Genomic DNA, 23,543 nt, shown 5'->3' with positions numbered 1-23,543 from the left:
TTAGTTTACAATAACTGGTGATTGAAGTTGATTTACTTGTATTGGATGGAGTGGCAAGATGATACAAAAGACTGTTCCTTGTCCTTTTTGGCTTTTCAAGGTAATGCGTCCGTTGTGGCGTTTAACAATACTTTGTATGTATGTTAAGCCAAGTCCAAACCCCTTGACATTGTGTACGTTGCCTGTAGGAACCCTGAAGAACTTGTCAAAGACCTTTTTTTGATATTTGGGGTCAATTCCAATTCCTTTATCAGCAACTATAATAGATAGGTGTTGGGCAGTAGAAGTTGTTTGGATCGACAAATCTATTTTTTGAGCAGAATACTTAATAGCATTATCAATAAGGCTACAAAGCATATTGCTAAGGTGTATTTTATCCCCTAAAATAACCGCTTGTTTAGCTGTTAATTGTAGATTCAAATTTCCTTGTTTAGCTTCAACTTGCAGCTGTGCCGACTTGATAATTTGTTGGATAATCGAGTGCATGTCTAAGATTGTTTTTTGCAACGGAATCTCTCCACGTTCTAAGGCACTCATTCCTAACATTTGTTCTACTTGGAGGGCTAGTTTTTGATTTTCTTCTGAAATAATTTCAGCATAATGCTGTATTTTTTCCTTTTTAGATAGCTTGCTGCTTTTTCCCAACATTTTACTGGCTAAAGCGATATTCGTAATCGGTGTTTTGAATTCATGGGTCATATTATTGAGAAAGTCTGTTGTATGCTCTGATATTCTTTTCTCTTTGAGAAGCGATAAGGTTGTGCGCCAAAATAATATCAATACAAGTAAAATTAGCAAGATAGAAGTAATGAACAAGGGACTCATTTCTGCCCAAATAAATTGTTTTTTATCCACAAAAATGAGTTTTAACTCTAGTTGGTTTTTAGGGGTGAAGCCTTCTAAATTTTTGTTATAAATGTAGTTTAGGTAGTCAGGAGCTTTGTTGGGCGGTTTGGAAATAACAAAGGAATAATCAATATTAAAATCATAAAAGGCCATATAGTGCGCAAAAAGCGAGTCGATTACTTGGGACTCAACAACTCCTAATTGAGTGATTGTTCCAGTAGTATTTTCGGCGGCGGAAGCTTCAATTTTTTGACAGGTTTCTTGGTCATTGTACAATGCGGCAACCGTTTTTGCAAGAACAATATCAGCTTTTTCACTAAAAAGTTTTTCCTTGATAGTTGCCATTTGAAAAACCCAGTTGATTTGTATGATTAGAATGGTCAACAAGGCAAGGGAAGAAAAAGCAATAAAAGAGTAGGTTCGTTTCATAAATGGTTGTTTGTAAAATTTATGATAGAAAGAGTAGTAGCATAGCTAACTAAAAGCGCAGCGCTCACGAAGTAATCAACGACCACGAAGTAGCAGCGAACCGAGCTATGCGAGCTCACGACCGTAGGGAGTAACAAAGCTAACTACCAATAATACTAACAAAAAACTAAAAAATAATGAATGATATACTGGATAGAGTGTTGCATTAACAACTCAATAACAAGTCAATAACGGCTGACTAACAGCTCTTTTGTGGATTCAAAACTATCTTTGAAAGGTAAACGTTATGCATTATTAAAAAAAACAAATCACATGAAACGATATTATTTTATAGGAGGCTTTATTTTTATGACAACCATTAGTTTGGGACAAAATTTTAGCGATACCTTTTTTAGGACGGATTATTTAGAAAACTCAAAAAAGCAAACAAAGTTGTTAAGGGATAATTATCGTTGCCAAATATATCCCTTACATACTCCAGCACATCCAATGTCTAAAATGTTATTGAGTCAAGCTCAAACTATGCTTGATCTTATAAAAGAATACCCTAATTCTTGGATTACAGATTATGTTTCTACCGAAATTGAGGCGATTAACAAAGGAAAAAGACAGAAAGCATATGGTGTAAATGCTCAACTGACAGACTCGCAAAGAAATCTATTAAAAATGGTCGATTTGAATACCTCCATATCGATTAAAGTCAAATACAAGCAAACCAATTCAGCTACTCAAAAAATTGAAGTCAAGACATTGAGTTTTTACATCGTCGTACAACCTGACGAGGAAGCGAACTATCCAGGAGGAGCAGTTGCCTTGCAAGAATATTTGATCGAAAATGTGTTGGATAACATTTCAGATACAGACTTAGTTCATTTAAAAGTAGGTAGGGTAGGGTTCACGGTCAACAACCACGGAAAGATAGAACTGGTACAGTTGAAAGAGAGCACTGGCAATTCAAAAGTTGATCAAATGTTATTAAACGTAATTAAGAATATGCCACAATGGCAAGCCGCTAGAAATGCAGCAGGACTTTGGGTTAATCAAGGCTTTGAATTGGTTTTAGGCAATACGGGATGTTAAGATACTACCTAATAATTGTCATTCTAAACCTTATAACCTGCTTTTGTTGCTTCATAAATACACTCTGCAATCGACTGGTTAGAAATTTTGCTATCAATCCAGCCAATAAATAAAATATAATCGGCCAATCGTCTTTTGCTTGTAATTGACAAAGCATCTAACTTTAGTTGCTGAAGAAGATCAACAATGTCACTTTCATTATGATTGGGTTGCTGTTGGATGACGATACACTTTTTGATTGCTTCTAAAAATAATTTTCCCAACTTAAAGTGGCTGTGTTTGCGTTGCAACAAGCGAAGGGCAGAACGCACCATGCTTTCTAGAAGCAACCAGTTGCCTAGTTCATAGTGAGGAATTAAACCCAACAAACGCGTTTCCATTTGCAGATCTTCTCGATAGTTGCCTAGATTTAGTTGCAAAATATCATTATAAGATTCTAAAGCAGAAGAAAAATCTTCTGTAATGAGTGCAGAACGCATTAAATTGTCATGGACATAAATGTCTAAATCTGGGGTTTTATACCCCTTTTTGCTTGTGGTATCGTATTGATCTTTGAGTTCTTGGCGGACATCTTTTAAATCTTGAAGATTGCCTCTTAGGCTATAGACCTTGCATTTGATAATATAAACTAGTAGCCGTTCTTTGGCAATAAATTCAGCATCAAAAGAATAAGAGTCTAAGACTTTGATTACTTTGAGCATATATTCATCAAATACATCGTTGTACTTAATCTTATTGGCACAAGAATCCAAAAGGTTGGTTAATGAAATGATGTATTGTTTGGGAATGGCATTGATAAAATGTGGATTTTCTTCAAATATTTTAACATCGGCACTACTTGCTTCAAATATTTTTTCACCATCAAATTCTAAGTACCCTTCCATACTTTTTTGTAAGAAGGAATAGCGTCTGGCTCTAAATGTCATTGGTCCATCAGCAGGCAATTCTATCTCTGAAGAGATTTCATGGTCAGGTCCTTTTTTGCGTAGGTGTAGTGTAAATTCAAGGCTTTTATTGAAGTAAACAGATTCGTTTTCAACACAAGCAATGTACTCTTTGTCTTTGGTCACTTCATTGTCTAAATAATTTTGAATTCCATTGACATGATGACTAATTCGAAGCACATTGCGTTTCCATTCGTTCAGTAATAGTAGCAGACTAAATTTCTCATGTTTCGTCGCAATTTTTTTTGCTTTTTTGATAATGCGACTACATTCTACATACAATTCTTTACTATACAATACACTGATATCGCTTAGATAATTGTATAAAATAATATCTATAGAGCTTTGTGAGTGGTAGTTACGGAGTGCCTTTTGAATTTGATTAAAAAGATATTTTTTGATCTCCGAAAAGTTGTTGATAAAGTCGTAGCCTTTAAATTGTTTGAGCAATGCTTGTTCATCGTACTCAACTTGTTCGTTAATGGCATCAAATAGTAAAATATATTTATTGGAGTCTTTTTTTTGTTGTAACAAGCCAAACCGTTTAAAGTAACGTTTTTCACTAGGTGTCATTTTTCGGATTAGCTTGAATAGTGCGTTTGATGGAGTCTTCATAATTCAGTATTAATTCAAAAAGCTGTCAAAAAATAGGACAACAACTTTTTAAATGTAGAATGAGTAACAGTGTATGATTCTTTTTGGGGGACGTATTTCAACGTTGGTATTATAACTTAATCTTATGGATTAGTAGCTTGTTGCTTTTTTACTTTTTAGTTTGCTATACTCGTAAACAACATTTTTGTATTACTAATACAAGCTTACTGAGCAAAAAGATAAAAAAGTACATTTATATTAGTTTGATAATCAGAAGTTTTTTGAAATTGAACGGGGTTTCAACTTGTTGATTATCAATTAAATATTTTTTTCAACAAACTATTGATTGATAAGATATGGGGCAAATTTTTGTTTTTTTTTAACAATTTACTAGAAAAAGACTAAAGAGTTGAAAAAAAGGCTATGTTTTATGCTTTTGTGGTCTAAAATTTTACTTTGCATTCAGGTATTGGTATTTATACAAGGAAAAAATTAGGAATTGTTTTAAAAATGATAGTAGTCGATTTTTTGTAGAACAATTATAAACGAACAACAAATAAAATGCTTTTCAAAGAGCATTGTTATTGTAAGAAGTCTGTCAAGAAATTTCTAATAAAGGTCATTAATCAATAGACAATTAGTATCTTTGAGCTAGTCATTGGATTCGAGCTAAAATAGGTTGTTTTAAACACAAACAACTTTAGAAGTGTTTATAATTTAAGAACACAAAAGAGCTGAACTAAAGGCTACTAATTCATTAAAAAGCAATATTTATGACACATTTTTTAACCGTTTTCGGTTTGGTATTCGGCATTTTTTTCGTCTCTTTCTTGCTTATTAACATTCGCCAAATTGTGGTCGGAAAAGATTTTAGAGGAACTTGTGCGCAAAATAATCCTTTGTTAAAAACAAAGATTGGAGAGTGTTCTGTTTGTGGCAAAAAAGGAGATGAGGTGTGTAAAAATCCAGAATTACCAGCAGCGTAAATAAAGAGCGTATCAATTCGTTCGTTTTGAGTTGTTAAAAATGAACGAATTGATGTTTTTTATGGATTGTTTGGAGTTGATCTTACTTACAAAGGATAGACAAATCCTTCTTTTATTTCCTCCATGACAAAAGAGCTCTGTATATTTGAAATGCCCTCTACTGTTGACAATTTTTCTACAACAAAACGTTGGTATTCGTTCATATCACTAACGACAACTTCCAACAAAAAGTCATAATTGCCAGATACGTGGTGGCAGCGTATAATTTCAGGCAATTTAGCTACCTCTTTTCTGAAATTTAAAATCAACTCCTTGGAGTGTTTGAATAGAGATATTTGGCAATGTGCCATAAGCGATTTCCCTATTTTAGTTCTATCCAAAATAGCTACATAAGCCTTAATAACCCCTTGTTGTTCCAATTTTTTTATCCTCTCAAAGGTTGGAGAAATCGTTAATTTGATTTGTCCTGCAATCTCTTTCGTATTTTGTTTGGCATTAGCCTGTAATAAGTTTAGTATCTTTTTGTCTGTAGCATCCATAGCGGCAGTATTTTTTTCGTTTTTGTCTTCATCGAAGAACAAGATTTAGAAAGCATTACTTTTTATTTGAAAATAATAGAATTTTTTTCTGAGAAAAAGATATTGTAAGAAAAAAAAGAAGATATGCCGTATTTTTACAGAAAATAAATATTGATTATTTCCAAAACTTTGATCGTGATTGGAGATAATTTTTAGAGAACGATTGCAAAAAATACAAACAAATGGATAACAACTTACGGACTTGTGATAAAGAGCGGTTAACTCAGTTAAAAACAGAAGTAAAAAAAGCGAGGGATTCCTTTTTGGGTTATCCAGTGTCCAAAGATTTTGATTATTCTGAGTTATATGATTTCTTAAAGTTTCCAATCAACAACTTAGGAGATCCATTCGAAAATAGCACTTACAAAGTTCAAACGCACGAAATGGAGCGAGAGATTGTTGCTTTTTTCGCGAAAGTATTTAGAGCCAATCCTAACGATTATTGGGGATATGTTACCAATGGTGGTTCGGAAAGCAATTTGTATGGACTCTATTTGGCTAGAGAAATGTATCCTAAGGCCATGGTTTACTATTCTGAATCTACTCATTATAGTGTTCGAAAGAACATACACTTGCTGAACATACCAAGTATTGTCATCCGTTCTAAAGAGAATGGTGAAATTGATTATGAAGATTTTGAGAATACAGTGCAATTCAATCGTCATAAACCTGCGATTGTTTTGACCACTTTTGGAACGACCATGAAAGAAGCCAAAGATGATGTTTCAAAAATAAAAGGGATTCTAAAAAAATTAGCCATTCAGAATCATTATATTCATTGCGATGCCGCTTTGTCGGGGGCTTATGGGCGGTTTGTGACACCGTATGTACCCTTTGATTTTGCAGATGGTGCGGATAGTATTTCGATTAGTGGGCATAAGTTTATAGGCTCGCCAATGCCTTCAGGTGTGTTGATTACCAAGCGATCTTATCGAGACAAGATATCTAAAGGAATTTCTTATATAGGCTCTTTGGATACGACAATAACAGGATCTAGAAATGGACACAGTCCTTTGTTTTTGTGGTATGCAATAAAAAAACTAGGATTAGAAGGACTAAAGAGAAGGTATCTACATAGCTTAGAAGTGGCAGAATATTGCAAAGATAAATTAAATGAAATAGGAATAAAGGCTTGGACAAATCCAGGAGCAATTACGGTTGTTTTTTCTAAGACATCCGATCAAATTAAATCCAAATGGCAATTGGCAACAGAAGAAGCCGTCACACATATTATTTGTATGCCGAATGTAACAAAGGAGCAAATCGACTTATTTGTAGAAGACGTAGCGAATAGTGTAGAAGAGGAAAAGCAGGAAATGGAGTTTAGTTTTTAAGTTCGTATGGTTTCATTTATTACTATACAATAGAGGTAGGTTATACACTTAAAATCACAAGCTCGAAAATCAACAGCTTTGATTGTAACAACACTTCGTGAATTTTAAGTGTATAACTTTTTATGCAATTGTTGGGAAATGGTGTGTTAAGTACAAGCTTGCATTAAGATAGCACAGATAATAGCTCCATATGTACCCAATGCATAGCCCAAAACAGCCATTAATACTCCAACAGGTGCCAAAGCAGGACTAAAAGCGGAAGCGACAATAGGTGCAGAGGCGGCACCACCAATATTGGCTTGACTTCCTACTGCTACAAAGAAGAAAGGTGCTTTGATGAGTTTGGCGGTTATTAATAAAATAATCACATGTACTAACATCCAAGTGATACCAATCGCAAATAGCCCTATATTAGACCAGACTTCCCCTAAATTCATTTTCATTCCAATAGTTGCAACCAAAATGTAAATAAACACAGAGCCTATTCTAGAGGCTCCAACACCTTCTAATTTTCGTGCCTTGGTAAAAGAAAGAAGCAGCCCTACAGTAGTCGAAATGACAATTAGCCAAAAGAAGCCTGATAGAAGTGAGTTTAATCGAAGTTGTTTTAATGTAGTACTATATTGTTCCATGAATGGGACAATAACATCGGCTCCCCAGTGTGCCAAACCAACACCACCAAAGGCAAGTCCGCCTAAGATAAAGTTAGAAGTGGTGGTAGGCATTTGCTCAACGCTTGCTCGATAGTCGCTAACGCTTTTTTTCAATTCTTCGATTGAAGAGGCATCGGCATTGAGTTTGGCGTCAATTTTTTCAGAAATATTAGCTCCATACAGCAAGAAACCCATCCAAATATTAGCTACCACAACATCAACGATGATCATTGTTGCAAACAAGTTATCACTCACTTCAAAGATTTCTTTCATTGCCGCCTGATTGGCTCCACCTCCAATCCAACTTCCTGCAACCGTAGACAGACCACGCCAGAGTTCGTCAGGGGTAACACTAACCAGATTGGGAAAAATATATGAAGTCACCAAAAGCGCAATCGGACCACCCAGTATAATTCCAACCGTAGCCGCAAAGAACATGATTAAAGCTTTGGGACCTAATTTTTTGATGCCCTTAAAATCAATGCTTAAGCAGAGTAGAATCAAACTGGCAGGTAATAGATAGCGGGAGGCAACAAAGTATAATTTTGATTTTTGAATAAAGGGCTTGTATTCATTGGATTCAATGCCTGCTTGCTCCAAAAATTCTTTAATGCCTTCAAAAGACAATGCTTGTAAATTAACTCCTGTCAAGTCAACACCTCGTTCATTCAAGAATGCCATCAAAGCATCTCCCTTAAAAAACTCTGGTGCAATAAGTCCCAAAGGATAATTAAGCAACGCAGGTAAAAAATAACAAAGTAATAAGGAAGGGACAATGGTATAGAATTTTTTCCAACCAGGGGCACTAGAACTGGCAGTGTGAAAAATACCAGCTAAAAGCAGCATTAGTAAGCCAAAAACAACAGCGTCGTTAGTGAAGAATGGTTCCATTGATATTATTTAATCAGTTTTTGAAAATAGTAGTTAGCAGCACAGCTAACTATTGAGAAAAGCTTTTTTAAGTCTTTAAAGGTTCTAAGATACATTTTATTCCGTAATCTTTTGGTACTTGTTCCGTAGTAAGCCCAAGAGAGACTTGGCAAGCTCTACCAAAAAGTAGACATTTCATCCTCTAAAATTTTAATATTCTGTATCTTGTTTTGTAAAAATTGAACATAGATTTTATTAATTTCTGTCGGCTTGTATATAAATGAACTACCTTGTAATTTCCCTTTTTTCAAAGTTGGTGACTTTGTAGGACGTAGCTACTAAAAATGGATGATTATGAAAATATTTTTTACCAGTTTTTTGGGGATGATAATAGCAACCATCAGCTTGGGGCAAGCTTGGGAAGTAACACCAATGGCAAATGCTCCCGAGCGAATAACCAATAATGCTGTTGCTGAAGGATTGGTAAACGGAGTGCCTTATATTTATACCTTTGGAGGATTGGATTCAACAAAGCTTTATTCTGGAATCCATTTGCGTTCGTATCGTTATAATACGAACACCAATGTGTGGGATACCATCGCAGTTTTACCTGATACGCTTGGCAAAATTGCAGCAGCTGCTAGCCGTGTAAAAGATAAAATATACATTATAGGTGGTTATCATGTTTATGCCAATGGGGGAGAAGCGTCGTCTAATAAAGTACATATATATGATATAAACAACAACGTTTATTTGGCAGATGGAGCTAATATCCCTGTTGCTATAGATGATCAAGTACAAGCGGTTTGGAGAGATAGTTTGATTTATGTGATAACGGGATGGAGCAATACAGGAAATGTATCTTCCGTGCAAATTTACAACCCTACAACAGACACTTGGCAAGCAGGAACGGGGGTAGGTAATAATAATATTTTTCGTTCTTTTGGTGCCTCGGGGGCAATTATAGGAGATACGATTTATTACTTTGGAGGAGCTTCTATGGCAGGAAATTTTAATATTCAAGCTTATTTTCGAAGGGGAATTATCAACCCAACCAACCCATCTCAAATCAGTTGGTCTAGCTTTAGTTGGATGGGAATGAATGGGTATCGAATGGCGGCAACAACAGCGTTGGGTAAGGTATTTTGGTTAGGAGGCTCTACTGTAACGTATAATTATGATGGAGTGGCTTATAATGGGTCTGGTGGTGTAGAACCTAATGGTAGGAGTCTCTATTATGATAAGTCAAATCATAGTTTTGATGTAGAGTATGGTTATAATTTGCCAATGGATTTAAGAGGCATAGGAAATGTAAGTGATACGGTAAAATATTTGGTAGGAGGAATGAAAACAGGGCAGATGGTTACGAATGAGACGCTTCGTCTAAGATTAAATGCAGATTCTATCACAATACCTACTTCTGTTGTTTCAATTCCAAAAGAAAGAATTGAATTTAGTTTATCTCCTAATCCAGCTACCCAACGTATACGAATTCAAACGACAACGGAAACTCTCAATTTGAGGTATCAGCTAATGACCACTTCTGGTGTTTGCCTAAAAAAAGGAACAATTTCATCCATAGATGCTTGGATAGATGTTTCTGATTTAATTGGTGGAGTTTATTTTTTACAATTGTTGGGAGATGAAAAAATTGGAGGGCAATTCGTTTTGATTCAATAGACACAAACTAAAAAGATATGAAATTAGAAATTGGTTGCGGAAAAAAGCCACGAGCAGGATATTTGACTTGTGATATTCGCGATTTACCCAATGTAGATTATGTATGTTCGGCAGATCAATTGCCTTTTGAAAGCGGAACAGTAGATGAAGTTTATTCTAGGCACGTAGTAGAGCATTTTACGTTAAAAGAATTTTTGAAAGTATTAGCAGAATGGAATCGTGTTTTAAAGACAGGAGGAGTAGTGTATATTATTTGTCCCAATTTACTATGGCACCTTCAGCAAATCATATCAGGAAGCCATGCTTCTTTTTATAGCAAAACTTCTGGTAGTAATGATCGATTTTGGGGAATGGGTAGTTTATTTGGTTGGCAACAAGATGAATACGATGTGCATAAGTTTGGGTACTACTTTGAGTTAATGAAAGATATCTTAATCGATTTTGGCTTTACACAGGTGGAAGACCTAACCAATACAGGAAGAGGATTAGAAAATGAACCTTGGCACTTGGAAATACAAGCAGTTAAGCAAAAAGCAAGTCCTCAATATGAAGAGAGTAGGTTTTTTAAACACTTTGATGTAACCCATTAGGATTTAAAATAAAGAAGCCATCTCCGTTTGAGATGGCTTTAAAAAACTATTAGAGTATATTATATTTAATCTTGATTAACCTAAGTAAGATCGTAGGTTATTCCTATTTGTTGACTTTCTTAATCTTCGAATTGCTCTTTCTTTAATTTGGCGAACACGCTCTCTGGTTAAATCACAAAGGTACCCAATTTCTTCTAGGGTCATTGGTTGTTGACCATTCAAGCCGTAGTACGCACAAATAACATCCACTTCTTTTTTAGACAAGGTAGCTAAGCCGTTTTTGACCTCTTCTTTTAGCGATTCGTTCATTAAGTCACCTTCAGGTTCTTCGCCAGAGCCATCGTATGCTAAGGTATCTAACATGGTCATCGCATCGCTTCCAGATTCACTTGTCATAGGAGCATCTACAGACACATGTTTGCCACTAATACGTAAAATATTACGTACCTCCTTAGGAGATAAATCAACTAAGTCTGCTAACTCTTCAACGCTAGGTTCTCTTTCAAATTGTTGCATGAAAGAATGATATGCTTCATTGATGCGATTGTTGCTACCAATTTTGTTTAGAGGTAAGCGAACTAGTCGAGCCTGCTCTACAATAGCTTGTAGAATAGATTGACGAATCCACCAAACGGCATAAGAAATAAATTTAAATCCTTTGGTTTCGTCAAAGCGTTTTGCAGCTTTAATCAAACCAACATTTCCTTCATTAATCAAGTCGATTAATGGCAATCCTTGATTTTGGTATTGTTTGGCAACAGAAATAACAAAACGCAAATTAGCTCTTGTAATTTTGTGCAATGCCTCCTGATCACCTTGGCGAATTCTTTTTGCCAAGATAGCCTCTTCTTCAGAATCAATCAAGCTGATTTTACCAATCTCATTAAGATATTTGTCTAGAGATAAGCTATCTCTTTTGGTGATTTTTTGTGTGATTTTTAACTGTCTCATTTAGCTTTTTGTTTTGTGATGCTCCCTAAACTTTAAAACGAGATAAAACGAGAAAAAGTTTCATTTTTTTGCGCATAAATAAATATTTTAATAAGCAAAAAAATTAGACATTACAATGCCTATACAATTCACTCTATTAATGTGAAAAGTACAGAATTGTTACCCATTTTTTGTTTAAAAGAAAGAAATTAGTATATGAAACACTAACTAGATTAGTTGTGGGACGATTACTATTTATAGTAGCAAATTTCTTACCGTTTTTGCATATTTAACAACTTCTTTTTTAGAAAAATTATCGAGCCATGGAATACAGCCCAAACAAGGTATTTTGGTATAGTTTAAAATGTATTTTTTTGACGATTCAGTAATAGGACCATTAAAAATGATTCCAGCAATTGGGATGTTTCTTTTTTGAAGCGCATCAATAGAACTAAGGGTATGATTAATAGAACCCAAGTAAAATTTTGCAACCAATACAACAGGCACATTAAATCGTTGGATAAGGTCAATAATTAAAAAATCATCATTCAAAGGAACAAATAAACCTCCAGCTCCTTCTATAATCAAGTTATGCTTTGTATCAGGGATTTTAATAGAATGAAAGTCAATTGTGAGTTGATCTACTTCAGCTGCATAATGTGGTGATGCAGGCGTATTTAAACGGTATGCTTCTTCAAAAAAATGACTCGTAGGATTACTTACCAGTTCTTGAACAGCATTGGTATCTGTAAAATCTAATCCTCCTGCTTGTACGGGCTTCCAGTAGTCTGCTTGTAATGCTTCAACTAAAACAGCAGAAACGATCGTTTTTCCAACATCTGTATCAATTCCTGTAACAAAATATTGCTTGCTTTGATTAGGTTTGATAGACGGTGTTTGCATATGTTTATTCAATTAAGGATAAAAAAAACAGTTAATACATGGTGAAGGTACTAACTGCTTTTTAAAATAAATTGTTGTTCGCAAAATCAAAATGTTAATTTTTTGAACTTAATATATAAACTGCTATAAATCATTTTCTTTGTTTACAAAGCTGTTTTTATTCCGATATTAACACTAAAAGAACTAATGTAATCTTTGTTTGCTCCAGAAGGTGTCACAGCATGTCGATAAGACGGAAGAATGTACAAACTAATTTTATCTCCTAATTGACGCTCCAAGCCCAAGCCACCTCCAACAGATAAAAAGGCATTTTGATTTATTAAACCACCTTCAAAGGCACCTCTATCAAAATTGTTAGAATTAAGATCTTCTTTTAAACTAATGCCATTAGCGTTTGAAGTTTGAGAACCTGTATAAGTTCTGCTACTAATAACATTCGCAACGATACCTGCTGTCGCATAGATTTTCCATTTTTCACTTTGGAAGAAAGTATACTGGATATCTACTGGAACTTCTAAAATAACTAGGTGACTTGTTTTGGACTGATCAATTTCATAAACACGACCATCAATAAGCTTGTTGTCGATTAATAATACTTCATTGACATCATACTTATTATAAGCAACCATAGCACCTGTTTTGAGAGCAAATTTACGAGAAAGTTCATTCGTAAATGTTAACCCAGCTCCATATCCAACACTCGTTCCACCCATGCTAGTGGCAAAATTAGAACCAATACGAGCAACAGCGCCGATATAGCTCTTACCTTTGAATGGCAACTCCAATTTTGCTTTCTTTAGTTCAAAAATAGGATCTGTTGTTTTGATACCATCCTTGACATCAAGGGTTGGAATTTGTAGGATAGAAAATCGACTACGATTAGTTTCTTTTTCTGTTTCATTTCTTTTAGTCGTATTTTCTATCCCTGTTAATTTATTAGTAACATCATGATCAGTTGTTGCATTTAGCGTATTAGCTGTACCATCTTCACCAGTAGAACCGTTGTTGTTGGTCTGATTCGGTACCTCGTTGCTGTTAGATGCTGTTGTCACAACTGAAGATGTTTGATTGTCATCAGTAACTACATTGGTTGCACGAGATAGATTGGATTCTTTTGTTTTTGTGGCAGCCAATGAAGGTGTATCAAAACTAGGATTGTTATTAGAACTATTATCACTAAAATTATCACTAGATGCTTTCCCCACCGTGGTAGTGGCAGACTCATGAAATGCCTGTGGGGCATTAATATCGTTAGATAGAGTTGATGCATCTTTTTCTGGCATTTGGAACGTACTATTTTGGTCTTTGTTAGTAGTAGCGTTATCCAAATCAGCAGAAGGAGTTAGTGTAGTTGTTTGATCATAGTTTTGGTTTGAATGAGTATGTGGTGTTTGGTTTGAATTTAAATTGAACAGGGTAAAGAGTAACAAGGCCATAACGCCAACTTCTGTACTTTTTAGCCACCAAATATGTGGTAGCAAATCTCGTTCTTTATCCAGCTGTTTCTCTAGCCTTATCCAATCGTTTTTGTCAAAAGGAACCTCGTAATCTTCTAATGCGTCCTTAGCAACTTGGTCTATAGATGACTCTGTACGCAGTTTGTTTTGTAGATCTGCCCAGTCCATTGGGTCAAACTCTACCTCGAAGTTCTCGAAGGCTTCCTGAGCAAGTTTGTCTATGTTATCAAAATCTTTATTTTTCATTCTATATCTTTGTTATTTGTAAAGTTCTGTTAGTAAAACTTTCAATTTTGCGCGAGCTTTTACCAAATTGGACCTTGAAGTACTTTCAGAAATTCCCAATTGATTCGCTACTTCACGATGAGAATAACCCTCTATGGCATAAAGGTTAAACACAGCACGATAAGAAGGAGGCAATGTTTGAATAACGGAAAGAATTTCTTTAGCAGAGTATTTACTAATAGCATCTTCACCTGTTGCTGTTGTATTGGATGCGTATTCTATGTCTTCTGTTCTATGACGAATTGCTTTTCTATAAAAATCAATCGAGGTATTAATCATAATCCTTCGAATCCAACCTTCTAAGGATGTACCGATTTTGTAGCGTTGCAGATAACGAAAAACTTTAATAAAACCTTCGTTAAGAATGTCTTTAGCATCTTCGGAGTTATTAGAGTAGCGCAAACAAATTCCCATCATTTTTCCATAATGTTGTTCGTAAAGTTGTTTTTGCGCCCAACGTTCTTCTGCTAAACAACCTGCAATCAGTTTAGCTTCATTAGAGCTAGACTGAACGTCTTTTGCGGTATGTTCTGTCGTTGAAATATTCAAAGCAATTGCCATATTTGGATAATTTATTCTTAGGAGTTCAAATAATATTTTAGGTAGTGTAGAATGTTTAACGTATTACTATCTGTTTTAATTCAAAAAATATTTTTAAGTCTCCACATATAAATATAAGAATCTTTGTCTACAAAACGAACTTTGTGAATTGAATGCTGCTTCTCAAGAATATTTTTTTTCAAAAAAAATAAAAAGTCATTCTGTAAAATAATAACAGAATGACTCTCACGCTTTTTTTATTAAAAATAAAAATCTATCAACTGTTTATTCATTAGGTTTTTTATAAAACATGGGACCAGAATGTAGGAAGTTTTTGTGGTTGTCGTAACGTTTTAAAAGAGGCGCAAAGGCAACGAGTCGAATGCTGATGTTTTGGGTGTCTTCATTCCAAATCCAATCTTGAACAATGCGAATTGTATGCATGGTTTCAGGAGTAGGAGTATTGTTAATAACCGATACCTTTTCTTCAAATGTGACGGGATCAAAAGTAATTAGCGTATCGAGGCCACTATTGAGTTTTTTTATTTCTTGCGGGCTCATAGGAGTCATTTTTCCATAAGTATGATAAAGCTTAGATGTATTAGGTGTTTGAGTATAACGATATAGAATTTTGTTTAATATAGTTGCAAAACTATGATTCCCTTTTATGACCGTCACTTCATCGGTATCTATAGAGCGTGTTAATCGTTTTGCCCAATTGATTGTAGCGGCGTTTAAATCTAGTTGTTCTGCAATAGCCTGCACAGACATCCAAAATAGGGGAGTTGTACCAATCAGTTTGCCCTCTTTGTCGTAAGAACTCAAAATGGGAGCAATAGCAATTGGAGTGAGACCTAGTTCATTGGTTTTTTCGTTATAATGTAAAATTTGCTTTACTCTAAATAGTTGAATTTCATTAATGTTGATCTTATTAGCAATAATTTGCATTGTTTTTGTTCCTTCGGGCTGAGATACAAAGGTGGTATCGTAGGTTGTTTCTTGGGTGATTTTGAGATAATCAGCATAACTCAAAGGAGTACTTAAAGAGGCATCTTTAAACAAAGAACTAGAATTGTTTGACATATTTAGTATTTTTCGAGCCAAGGTAAGGTCGTCTAAGTTGATGTGATCACTAGAGGCTTGCTGGATTTTTAATGTACTAAAGGTGCTTCTAGAAATGCCGTATTGTTTTTGCATCTTTTTTCTGCCTAAGGCAAAGTAATTGACGTTGGGCGTATAATCTGTGTATACCTCTGCTGCCCATGTGATATCTGAGTTGTCTAGTATATTATTGGTAGGGTGAAGTGCGGAAGATGGGAAGCAGTAAAAAGTGCTTAGTACTAGGGCAAAAGTAAATTTAAGATAGGTTTTCATAACAGCGAATAATTAAGTGTTTTAAAATGAATGGTTATTATTAGTAGTAGTTAGCTGTATTGCTACTGTGCGGTGTTTAGTTCGTGGATAGTTTCTTAGTACTATCAGCGAAAGTCTACTTGGTTGTTACCAAGAGCAATAAAGAGCGTTCGTACTCATAACGCACCATTCAAATTTAGTTACACGAACGACTAAAAAAGGTCTCTTGTATTAAGACAAGAGACCTTACATAATAGACTACTTTTTGCTGTTGATTCTAGACGGTTACAGTTGCTAAAAAGTACTTATTCTTTTGTTTTTATATAATACATGGGAGCATGTTTAGTTTTGGCATCAGTTTGAGATGATATGGGGGCAAAACCAAGTGTACGAATTTGCATCTCCTGTGTTTGGGCATTCCAGTACCAATCTTGAATAAGTCGTACTTTTGTGGCGAAGTTTTTGGGAAGATTTCGATGAACAACATCAATACGCTCTTCAAAAGTATTTGGATCAAAAGTGACAACAGTATCCACAGCATCTCCAAAATTTTTGACAGCATCAGGAGAAAGCAGAGTTAGTTGTTTTTCTTTGGCGGCGTACATTTTAGTTGAAGAAGGTTGTGTTTTATAATGTGCGACCATCTTATCAAAAACATCAGCAATACTACCTGTTCCTTTAATGGTATTGATTGTTTCGGAAGAAACATCTTTTTTCAATCGTTTTGCCCAAGTAATCGTTGTTGTTTCCAAGTTTAATGCTTTAAAGGCTTCTTTTACAGGCATCCAAAATAAAACATCTTTGCGGACGTTTCTACGAAGAGAGCTTTTATTATAAATTGTTGCCACAGGAGCAATAGCGATAGGAGTAATTTGTAGCTGATTTTGGCTTTCGTTATACGTTAATAGTTGTTTTACTCGGAACGTTTGTACCTCTTGAGGACGCAACTCATTCGTGTCAATTTTGACCATTTCTACATATGTTTCGGGATCAAAGGCCAAAACAGTATCAACTACTTGATAAGCTGCTGCTTTTGAGTAAGCTTTAGGACTTAATTTTTGAGTTAAATTTGCATCAGCATATGCATTTAAATGCTTAGATGTAAGTTGCAGAAAATGATTTGAAAGTAAGTGGGAGGTAGGTTGTAGCCAGTCTTCAAGGGGAGAAGTTTGTATTTTTAGAATTTCAAAAACATTATACTCCGATGTTCCATAGAGTTCTTTGATTTGTGCGTCTACAGGTTCTTGAATAGTAATATTGGGCAAATAATCAACATAGACTTCTCCAGCCCAAGTAATGTCGGGATTGGCTAATAATTTTTCTGTCGTTGTCTGAAAAGCAAATAATTGAGCAGAAGTGTAGAATGAGAGTAGTAATACGTTAAAAATAGAAAACAGATTCATGTGTTAGGTTTTATAAGTAGGTGTTCGTTGCTACTTAGCATGCAATATTACGATTGAATTTTGTTGCTATTATGTGTTGAACAATTACTTAGAGTTAATAAAAAAAGTCTATTTTGAAAGTAAGATTCAAAATAGACTTTTTTAGAATTTATATCTATATTTTAGAAAAGGTTTCTTATCTAAAAGCAACTTTTGTTTTGGATGGATTTAAGATTTTGGCAGCTTTAGAACCGTATTTTTCACTACTAGCCAACTCTTCTAGTTGCGCTTTTGCTTCTGCCGTCTTTCCAATTCTTGCATAGGCTAAGGATAAATACCATTTGGAATCCTCTTGGATTTCAGGTTCTGCTAACTGTGCCAACTCCTCAAACATTTTAGCACTTTTTTCTGTTTCGTTTTGTCCTAAAAAAGACACAGCAAGGTAAAACTTGATTTGATTATAGTCGCTAGCATCTTGATTTTTTTCAAGATATTCTTCAAAAATAGGGATTGCTTTGTCGTATTCCTTATTGTTGTAATGCTCCATTCCTTCTCTAATCATACGCAAAGAAGCATGAGCTTCATCATCACCAGCACTACGAGTGGATAGCATTAAATCTAATTCTGCACTAATATTATCTTCATAAGCCATGAAGTTATCATCAAAAACTTGTTCCCCGTTGGATGGATTTATAAAACACAACCCAGCAATTAAAGCAAAAATTGCTCCTGCGGCTACCCAGCGAAAACGACCAAATTTGATCACTTTATTGCTTGTTTTGGTAATCTTTTTCATAGTAATAATATAATTTAAGTTTGAATTGTTGAGGGAAATATACTTCCTTAATGATAGTATTTGTAATTTTGTTACTTTTATTAGACAGGTTTTTTATAGATGAGGTTCAATAACAGCAAGTTCTGAAAATTTATAATAAATTTGTCCACAAAAAACGTGCAAAATATATTTTTATAGCGTGTTTTATTCAAAATAAATGCTTGGTCTATAAAAGTTTCATTTTAATTTAACGTGGACTACAGAACCATTTGGTAGAGAGACCCCACGATGGATGGCATTCAGATAGCTAATGTAATGAAGACAAATCATTATTATAGGATAATAAAATAGTATATATGAGAATTATTGGTTATATAGACACAAAAGGTTACAAGACAACCGTATTTAAGAACAACGACCGATTTATCGTTAAATTCGAATCAGATTTATTTGAACAAACGTTTAAGTTTAGAGAATCTGAAAAAGTAGGTAGCTTTAACGACATCAAGAACTTGATTGATGCTGAGTTTCAGAAACAAGTGGAAGATAGGTTCAAAGAAATGTACGAGAGCAGTGGGCGTTTGTTAGATAAGTATTTAGACTGCCATGAAGACGAATGGGAAGAAATTATTTAAGAATATGGGGGGCGTAAGAGAAGCCGTGATTCGGTATAGAAAGTTTGAAAACTCGAAAAAAAAGTCGTAATTATGTGCCTAATTTAGACCGAAAAGATACAAAAGGCACTTAATAGTCAATCATGTATCTTGTCTAATGACAACACTAAAAAAGATCAAAACAATGCCACTTTTTTTTGCCAAACCCAACAGCATAGCGGCTTTATGTATTGTTTGATCTGATTATAAATGAAAACCAACTGGATTTGAAAAAGACACCAACAGAAGAAAAAATTCTAATGTCTGCAAAAAAAGTATTCTACCAAAAAGGATTAAAAGGTGCTAGAATGCAAGAAATAGCAGATGATGCTGGCGTAAACAAGGCCATGCTGCATTACTACTTTAGGTCAAAAGAGAAACTTTTTGACAAGGTATTCGAACAGAGTGTAAAGTCCGTCACACCTATGTTGATGAATGTATTTTTGGAAAAATCGGAGCTAAACACCAAAATTGCACATTTAGTTGAAATGTTGATAGATTTCTTTTTGGAGGAACCGTATCTCTCAAACTTTATTGTGAATGAGTTAAGCCAAAATCCAGAAAAACTATTTATGAACGTATTGGATTATGAAGGAGGATTAATTGGAAAAATTATTCCTTTGATTAATGAGCAAATTCAAGCAGAGATTGAAAAAGGTACGGTCAAAACTGAGATTCGATCAGCAGAGTTAATTCTCAACATAATGTCTCTTTGTTTGTTGCCAATTATGTCTCAGACCGTTTTGCAAAAAACGTTAGGAATTGATGACGAGCGTATGAGACGCTTTATGATTAAACGCAAACAAACAGTCACTCGATTTGTTTTGGATGCCATCAAACCTTAATAATAGAATAAGACAGGCTACTAAATAGGCTTTAGAAGTATTAAGACATTAAGAAGCCCTCTCATTTTTGATGAGAGGGCTTCTTGTATTTATCTATTATAATATTATAAAATATTATCTAGCAAAAGTACCTAAAACAACATAAGTTGTAGGATCAGCTGTATTAATCGCTTGAGTAGGATCATGCACAACAAAGAACCCATCGTAAGTAGTGGTTAAATCCTCAAAAGACTTCGTTGAGATTTGAGAACTTGTACCTGTTCCACCCGAGACCATGATTGGTGTTGCATATACGTTTCCATTGGGTGTTTCGAGATAAGGTGTATTGTTTGGAGTAGAAGAAGCCGTCGCCATGTCATGTGCATGTACCATATAGGTAGAGTCAAGTGCTCCTGTCAGTGTAACACTTACTTTAGTAGTGCCATCAGCCATTTCATCTAACTTTAATTCTGCTTTGATGGTGTTAGGATGCGATCCAGAGTAGGCATAAGCCGCAGCTGCCTGTCCTGTGTTAAAACTGTAGTTGTACGTTTTTGACTGCAACTCTGCTTCTTTTTCACAAGACATAAAGCCAATTACTAGGGCTAATAAAAATAACGATTTGATTACAAGGTTCTTGAAAATCATAGTTCAATGTATTTAGTTGGTTAAAAAATGTTTGGGAAATTAAATTTGATGTTCCTATTGGCATTATCTGCAAGGCAATATAGCGAGTGGAGAAAATGTTTGTTGAGAACTGTTATAATTGAGGGTATGTTGTATTCGTTTGTTTAGGAATAAGTGAAGTGTGATTTTCTACTTCTTAAGTTATTGTTTTTGATATTTTTATAACAACCTATGTGAATGCAACAGGCTAAGAAGAAAAAGGTTTAGAGAAAAGCAAAAAAAAACATTCTATGCATTTTTTTGCATAGAATGTTTTTAGGAGATTATGAACAAAATAGGTTTATCTACCTAAATATGCTTTTAGTAATTTACTCTTAGAAGAAGACGTACGCAGTTTATTAATTGCTTTGTCTTTTATTTGACGAACACGCTCTCTTGTTAAGCCAAATTTCTCACCAATATCCTCTAACGACATTGGATGCTCAAAACCAATTCCAAAATAAAGCTTGATAACTTCTTTTTGACGATCTGTTAAAGAGCACAAAGAACGCTCAATTTCATTGCGCAAAGACTCTAAGTACTCTAGTTGAGAATCTGTTTTAGGAGTATTGGTATTTTCCAAAACATCCAACAAAGAATTATCCTCTCCTTCTACAAAAGGAGCATCCATTGAAACGTGGCGAGCAGCGACACCCAATGTTGTTTCTACTTCTGTTGATGGTATTTCTAATATATCAGCCAACTCATCTGAAGAAGGCTCACGTTCATATTCTTGTTCTAGTTTAGAAAAAGCTTTGTTGATTTTGTTCAAAGAACCTACCTTATTAAGTGGAAGACGAACAATTCTAGATTGCTCTGCTAAAGCTTGAAGAATAGATTGACGAATCCACCAAACAGCATAAGATATAAATTTGAAACCTCTAGTTTCATCAAAACGTTGTGCTGCTTTAATCAAACCCAAATTTCCCTCGTTAATCAAATCACTTAGTGACAACCCTTGGTTTTGGTATTGTTTCGCTACAGAAACGACAAAACGCAAGTTGGCTTTAGTTAGTTTTTCTAGTGCTATTTGATCGCCTTGTTTAATACGTTTGGCTAAATCTACTTCCTCTTCTGGTGTTAACAAGTCAACTTTTCCGATCTCCTGAAGGTATTTTTCTAAAGATTGACTTTCCCGATTGGTTATAGACTTAGTTATTTTTAATTGTCTCATACAGTTCTGTTCGTTTTTGGACTTTTTTTAATATTAAACAGCTATTAACAAACTGACCCACAAAAATACAAAGAATTATTGTACTTCAAAAGGCTTTGTTGCTTTTATTATTGTTTAATTCCTACAAATGCTAACGTTTAAAAAAGAACTATGTTCCATTTCTCTCAATTCTATAACATTACTTTAAATGAATTTTACAGATTTCTCTACATTTTTTTCTTTTTTTTTGTAAAATTGGTTTTTTTATTATTAATTGTGGGAAAGAGATAGGAGGTATTGACGCATCAAATCAAAACCAAATAATGCCAACATCTGCCTTCTTTGAATGTATTATTCTTTATTATAATGGTTGGAAAATTGCAATACTCAATACACAAATTTTCTTCTAGACTATTTTTGGCATACATTTTAATCTTTTAATCATTGTAAAAATCAGATGAACCAACGTAAATACTATTTTTATGGATAGAGTATCTTTCACTATGGAGTTCTTGTTTAGAGCCTCGCCAACTATTATATATAAATTTTTGACAACACCAGACTGTTTGATTCGCTGGTTTTGTGATGACTGCAATGTAGTTGATGGTCGTTTTACATTTGAGTGGGATGGAGAAGAAGAAGTGGCCGTTGTTTTAGAAGATATTGAAAACGAACAATTGAAACTAGAATGGGAAGAATTTGAAGGAGAAGAGGAATTTTTGGACTTTCAAATGAGTCGTTCAGAAGTAACTGGTGAAACTATTTTGGAGATTACAGCGTTTTGTGATTCAGATGAGGTGGAACAAGAAAAACAATTCTGGGCAACCCAAATGGAAGGTCTTAGACGTGCAACAGGGGGCTAGATGCTTGTTTAACTCACATTTGTATTAATTAGAATATTTTAAATCCCTCAAAAAAAACACGCTCGTATTATGTTTGGCTTTTTTAAGAATGAATTATTAGAGGTTATAGAATGGAAAGAAGATAGCAAGGATGTCCTTGTTTGGAAATTTCCAGATAAAGATGCTGCCATTAAATATGGTGCTCAACTAACTGTTCGAGAATCTCAAGCGGCAATCTTCCTCAACGAAGGACAAATTGCAGATGTGTATGGTCCAGGAAGGCACATTCTCAAAACAGAAAATATGCCAGTGCTTACCAAACTCAAGTCATGGAAGCATGGATTTAATTCTCCTTTCAAAGCTGATGTTTATTTCGTTAGCACTCGACAATTAACCAATTTTAAGTGGGGAACACCAAACCCTATTTTTGTAAAAGATCCAGAAGCTGGTCGTGTCGAAGTGCGCGCTTTTGGAACATATTTTATTCGTGTTGCTGATCCTAAAAAGTTTTATAGAGAATATGCAGGAACAAGCAGCATCTTGACTGTAGATGAACTCGAAGATGTCTTTCGTGGTCTAGTCGTACCTAAATTTGCAGAGGCATTGTCTGAAAGTGGCGCTACAGCGTTTGATATTTATTCTCAATATTCTGAATTAGGAGAAACCATTCGACCTCTTATTCAAGAAGATTTAAAGGATTTTGGACTAGAACTGACGAAGTTTCAAATTACCTCTGTTTCATTGCCTCCAGAAATTACTGAGCATATGAAGCAGCTTGCTAAAATGAACTTGACTAGCAACGACAATTTGAACAAAATGAAGGCATTCAATCAAATGGATGTTGACAAAATTGCAGCGGAGCGAGGGAATTATGAGAATATGAAGGGAACACAAAATGAGTTGTTGATGCAGCAAATGATGATGCAGCAAATGATGCAAAATATGCAGAATCAGAACAACCAAAATAATACTGCTAACAACAACAATAGTGGAAACGAGGAAAAAATGTCACGAGAAGAAATTATGAAAACATTAAAAGAGTTGGGAGAGCTGAAAGAAATGGGCATTTTGACAGATGATGAATTTAATGAAAAGAAAAAAGATTTATTGGCTAAATTATAAGCTTCTTTTCCTTTTTTTAGAATAGAAATGGCATGAATGCATAGAGCGTTTGTGCCATTTTTTTGTTTATTGGG

Annotated in this window: 22 protein-coding genes; 9 read left to right on the top strand and 13 right to left on the bottom strand. The window is 34.7% G+C overall.

The window, feature by feature from the left end; all coding sequences use genetic code 11:
* Positions 1-1,275 carry a sensor histidine kinase KdpD gene (locus tag CG11_RS10395; protein ID WP_052595855.1) on the bottom strand — a complete coding sequence of 425 codons (1,275 nt, stop codon included), beginning with the start codon at positions 1,273-1,275 and terminating at the stop codon, positions 1-3.
* Positions 1,276-1,587: 312 nt separating this feature from the next.
* Here CG11_RS10395 and CG11_RS10390 point away from each other — a divergent pair, with 312 nt between their 5' ends.
* Positions 1,588-2,355: a hypothetical protein gene (locus CG11_RS10390; RefSeq protein WP_156039735.1), complete on the top strand. Its 768-nt coding sequence runs from the start codon at positions 1,588-1,590 to the stop codon at positions 2,353-2,355.
* A gap of 23 nt (positions 2,356-2,378) precedes the next feature.
* Here the strand turns inward: CG11_RS10390 and CG11_RS10385 are convergent, their stop codons facing one another.
* Entirely contained in the window at positions 2,379-3,914 is a 1,536-nt protein-coding gene (locus CG11_RS10385; RefSeq protein ID WP_156039734.1) for a hypothetical protein, read from the bottom strand.
* Between the two features lie 752 nt (positions 3,915-4,666).
* Between CG11_RS10385 and CG11_RS10380 the strand changes: the two genes are divergently transcribed.
* Positions 4,667-4,879, top strand: a complete 213-nt coding sequence (locus CG11_RS10380; protein ID WP_052595848.1) for a hypothetical protein — start codon at positions 4,667-4,669, stop codon at positions 4,877-4,879.
* 86 nt (positions 4,880-4,965) lie between these two features.
* On the opposite strand, the gene CG11_RS10375 is transcribed toward CG11_RS10380, so the two are convergent.
* Complete coding sequence (locus CG11_RS10375; protein WP_197043822.1) at positions 4,966-5,460, bottom strand: Lrp/AsnC family transcriptional regulator; 495 nt, start codon at positions 5,458-5,460, stop codon at positions 4,966-4,968.
* A 179-nt stretch (positions 5,461-5,639) separates the two neighbouring features.
* Here CG11_RS10375 and CG11_RS10370 point away from each other — a divergent pair, with 179 nt between their 5' ends.
* A complete protein-coding gene (locus CG11_RS10370) occupies positions 5,640-6,791 on the top strand; it encodes a histidine decarboxylase (RefSeq protein WP_052595846.1) in 1,152 nt (383 codons plus the stop codon).
* 146 nt (positions 6,792-6,937) lie between these two features.
* Here the strand turns inward: CG11_RS10370 and CG11_RS10365 are convergent, their stop codons facing one another.
* Positions 6,938-8,335 (bottom strand): DUF819 domain-containing protein, encoded by a 1,398-nt coding sequence (locus tag CG11_RS10365; protein ID WP_052595844.1) that lies wholly within the window; start codon positions 8,333-8,335, stop codon positions 6,938-6,940.
* Positions 8,336-8,668: 333 nt separating this feature from the next.
* On the opposite strand from CG11_RS10365, the gene CG11_RS10360 reads away from it, so the two are divergent.
* Both CG11_RS10360 and CG11_RS10355 read left to right on the top strand, forming a co-directional pair.
* Positions 8,669-9,994 (top strand): T9SS C-terminal target domain-containing protein, encoded by a 1,326-nt coding sequence (locus tag CG11_RS10360; RefSeq protein WP_052595842.1) that lies wholly within the window; start codon positions 8,669-8,671, stop codon positions 9,992-9,994.
* A gap of 17 nt (positions 9,995-10,011) precedes the next feature.
* The gene (locus CG11_RS10355) at positions 10,012-10,584 is read left to right on the top strand and encodes a methyltransferase domain-containing protein (RefSeq protein WP_052595839.1); all 573 of its coding nucleotides are present in this window, start codon (positions 10,012-10,014) and stop codon (positions 10,582-10,584) included.
* A 75-nt stretch (positions 10,585-10,659) separates the two neighbouring features.
* Here CG11_RS10355 and CG11_RS10350 read toward each other — a convergent pair whose 3' ends face one another.
* From CG11_RS10350 to CG11_RS10320, 7 genes are all read right to left on the bottom strand, one after another.
* Positions 10,660-11,535 carry an RNA polymerase sigma factor RpoD/SigA gene (locus tag CG11_RS10350; RefSeq protein ID WP_052595838.1) on the bottom strand — a complete coding sequence of 292 codons (876 nt, stop codon included), beginning with the start codon at positions 11,533-11,535 and terminating at the stop codon, positions 10,660-10,662.
* A 234-nt stretch (positions 11,536-11,769) separates the two neighbouring features.
* Positions 11,770-12,417: a dethiobiotin synthase gene (bioD, locus tag CG11_RS10345; RefSeq protein ID WP_052595836.1), complete on the bottom strand. Its 648-nt coding sequence runs from the start codon at positions 12,415-12,417 to the stop codon at positions 11,770-11,772.
* A 143-nt stretch (positions 12,418-12,560) separates the two neighbouring features.
* Entirely contained in the window at positions 12,561-14,120 is a 1,560-nt protein-coding gene (locus tag CG11_RS10340; protein ID WP_052595835.1) for an outer membrane beta-barrel protein, read from the bottom strand.
* A 12-nt stretch (positions 14,121-14,132) separates the two neighbouring features.
* Positions 14,133-14,720: an RNA polymerase sigma factor gene (locus CG11_RS10335; protein ID WP_052595834.1), complete on the bottom strand. Its 588-nt coding sequence runs from the start codon at positions 14,718-14,720 to the stop codon at positions 14,133-14,135.
* Between the two features lie 264 nt (positions 14,721-14,984).
* Positions 14,985-16,073 (bottom strand): hypothetical protein, encoded by a 1,089-nt coding sequence (locus tag CG11_RS10330; RefSeq protein ID WP_052595833.1) that lies wholly within the window; start codon positions 16,071-16,073, stop codon positions 14,985-14,987.
* Between the two features lie 284 nt (positions 16,074-16,357).
* Positions 16,358-17,455 (bottom strand): hypothetical protein, encoded by a 1,098-nt coding sequence (locus tag CG11_RS10325; RefSeq protein ID WP_052595832.1) that lies wholly within the window; start codon positions 17,453-17,455, stop codon positions 16,358-16,360.
* Between the two features lie 175 nt (positions 17,456-17,630).
* On the bottom strand, positions 17,631-18,230 hold the full coding sequence (locus CG11_RS10320; RefSeq protein ID WP_052595830.1) for a tol-pal system YbgF family protein: 600 nt from the start codon (positions 18,228-18,230) through the stop codon (positions 17,631-17,633).
* A 335-nt stretch (positions 18,231-18,565) separates the two neighbouring features.
* On the opposite strand from CG11_RS10320, the gene CG11_RS10315 reads away from it, so the two are divergent.
* On the top strand, positions 18,566-18,844 hold the full coding sequence (locus CG11_RS10315) for a hypothetical protein (protein WP_052595828.1): 279 nt from the start codon (positions 18,566-18,568) through the stop codon (positions 18,842-18,844).
* 245 nt (positions 18,845-19,089) lie between these two features.
* Positions 19,090-19,707, top strand: a complete 618-nt coding sequence (locus tag CG11_RS10310; protein WP_156039732.1) for a TetR/AcrR family transcriptional regulator — start codon at positions 19,090-19,092, stop codon at positions 19,705-19,707.
* 114 nt (positions 19,708-19,821) lie between these two features.
* Here the strand turns inward: CG11_RS10310 and CG11_RS10305 are convergent, their stop codons facing one another.
* Both CG11_RS10305 and CG11_RS10300 read right to left on the bottom strand, forming a co-directional pair.
* Positions 19,822-20,334 carry a hypothetical protein gene (locus tag CG11_RS10305; RefSeq protein ID WP_156039731.1) on the bottom strand — a complete coding sequence of 171 codons (513 nt, stop codon included), beginning with the start codon at positions 20,332-20,334 and terminating at the stop codon, positions 19,822-19,824.
* 319 nt (positions 20,335-20,653) lie between these two features.
* A complete protein-coding gene (locus CG11_RS10300) occupies positions 20,654-21,526 on the bottom strand; it encodes an RNA polymerase sigma factor RpoD/SigA (RefSeq protein ID WP_052595820.1) in 873 nt (290 codons plus the stop codon).
* A gap of 461 nt (positions 21,527-21,987) precedes the next feature.
* On the opposite strand from CG11_RS10300, the gene CG11_RS10295 reads away from it, so the two are divergent.
* Together CG11_RS10295 and CG11_RS10290 are read left to right on the top strand one after the other, a co-directional pair.
* Complete coding sequence (locus tag CG11_RS10295) at positions 21,988-22,368, top strand: START-like domain-containing protein (protein WP_052595818.1); 381 nt, start codon at positions 21,988-21,990, stop codon at positions 22,366-22,368.
* 69 nt (positions 22,369-22,437) lie between these two features.
* Positions 22,438-23,469, top strand: coding sequence for an SPFH domain-containing protein (locus CG11_RS10290; protein ID WP_052595816.1), 1,032 nt, complete (start codon positions 22,438-22,440; stop codon positions 23,467-23,469).
* The last annotated feature ends 74 nt before the right edge of the window (positions 23,470-23,543 follow it).

Origin of the sequence: Aureispira sp. CCB-QB1 (genome assembly GCF_000724545.1) — a bacterium.
GTDB lineage: Bacteria > Bacteroidota > Bacteroidia > Chitinophagales > Saprospiraceae > Aureispira.
The sequence above is the reverse complement of the archived record's forward strand: the minus strand, read 5'-3'. Positions and strand labels throughout refer to the sequence as shown.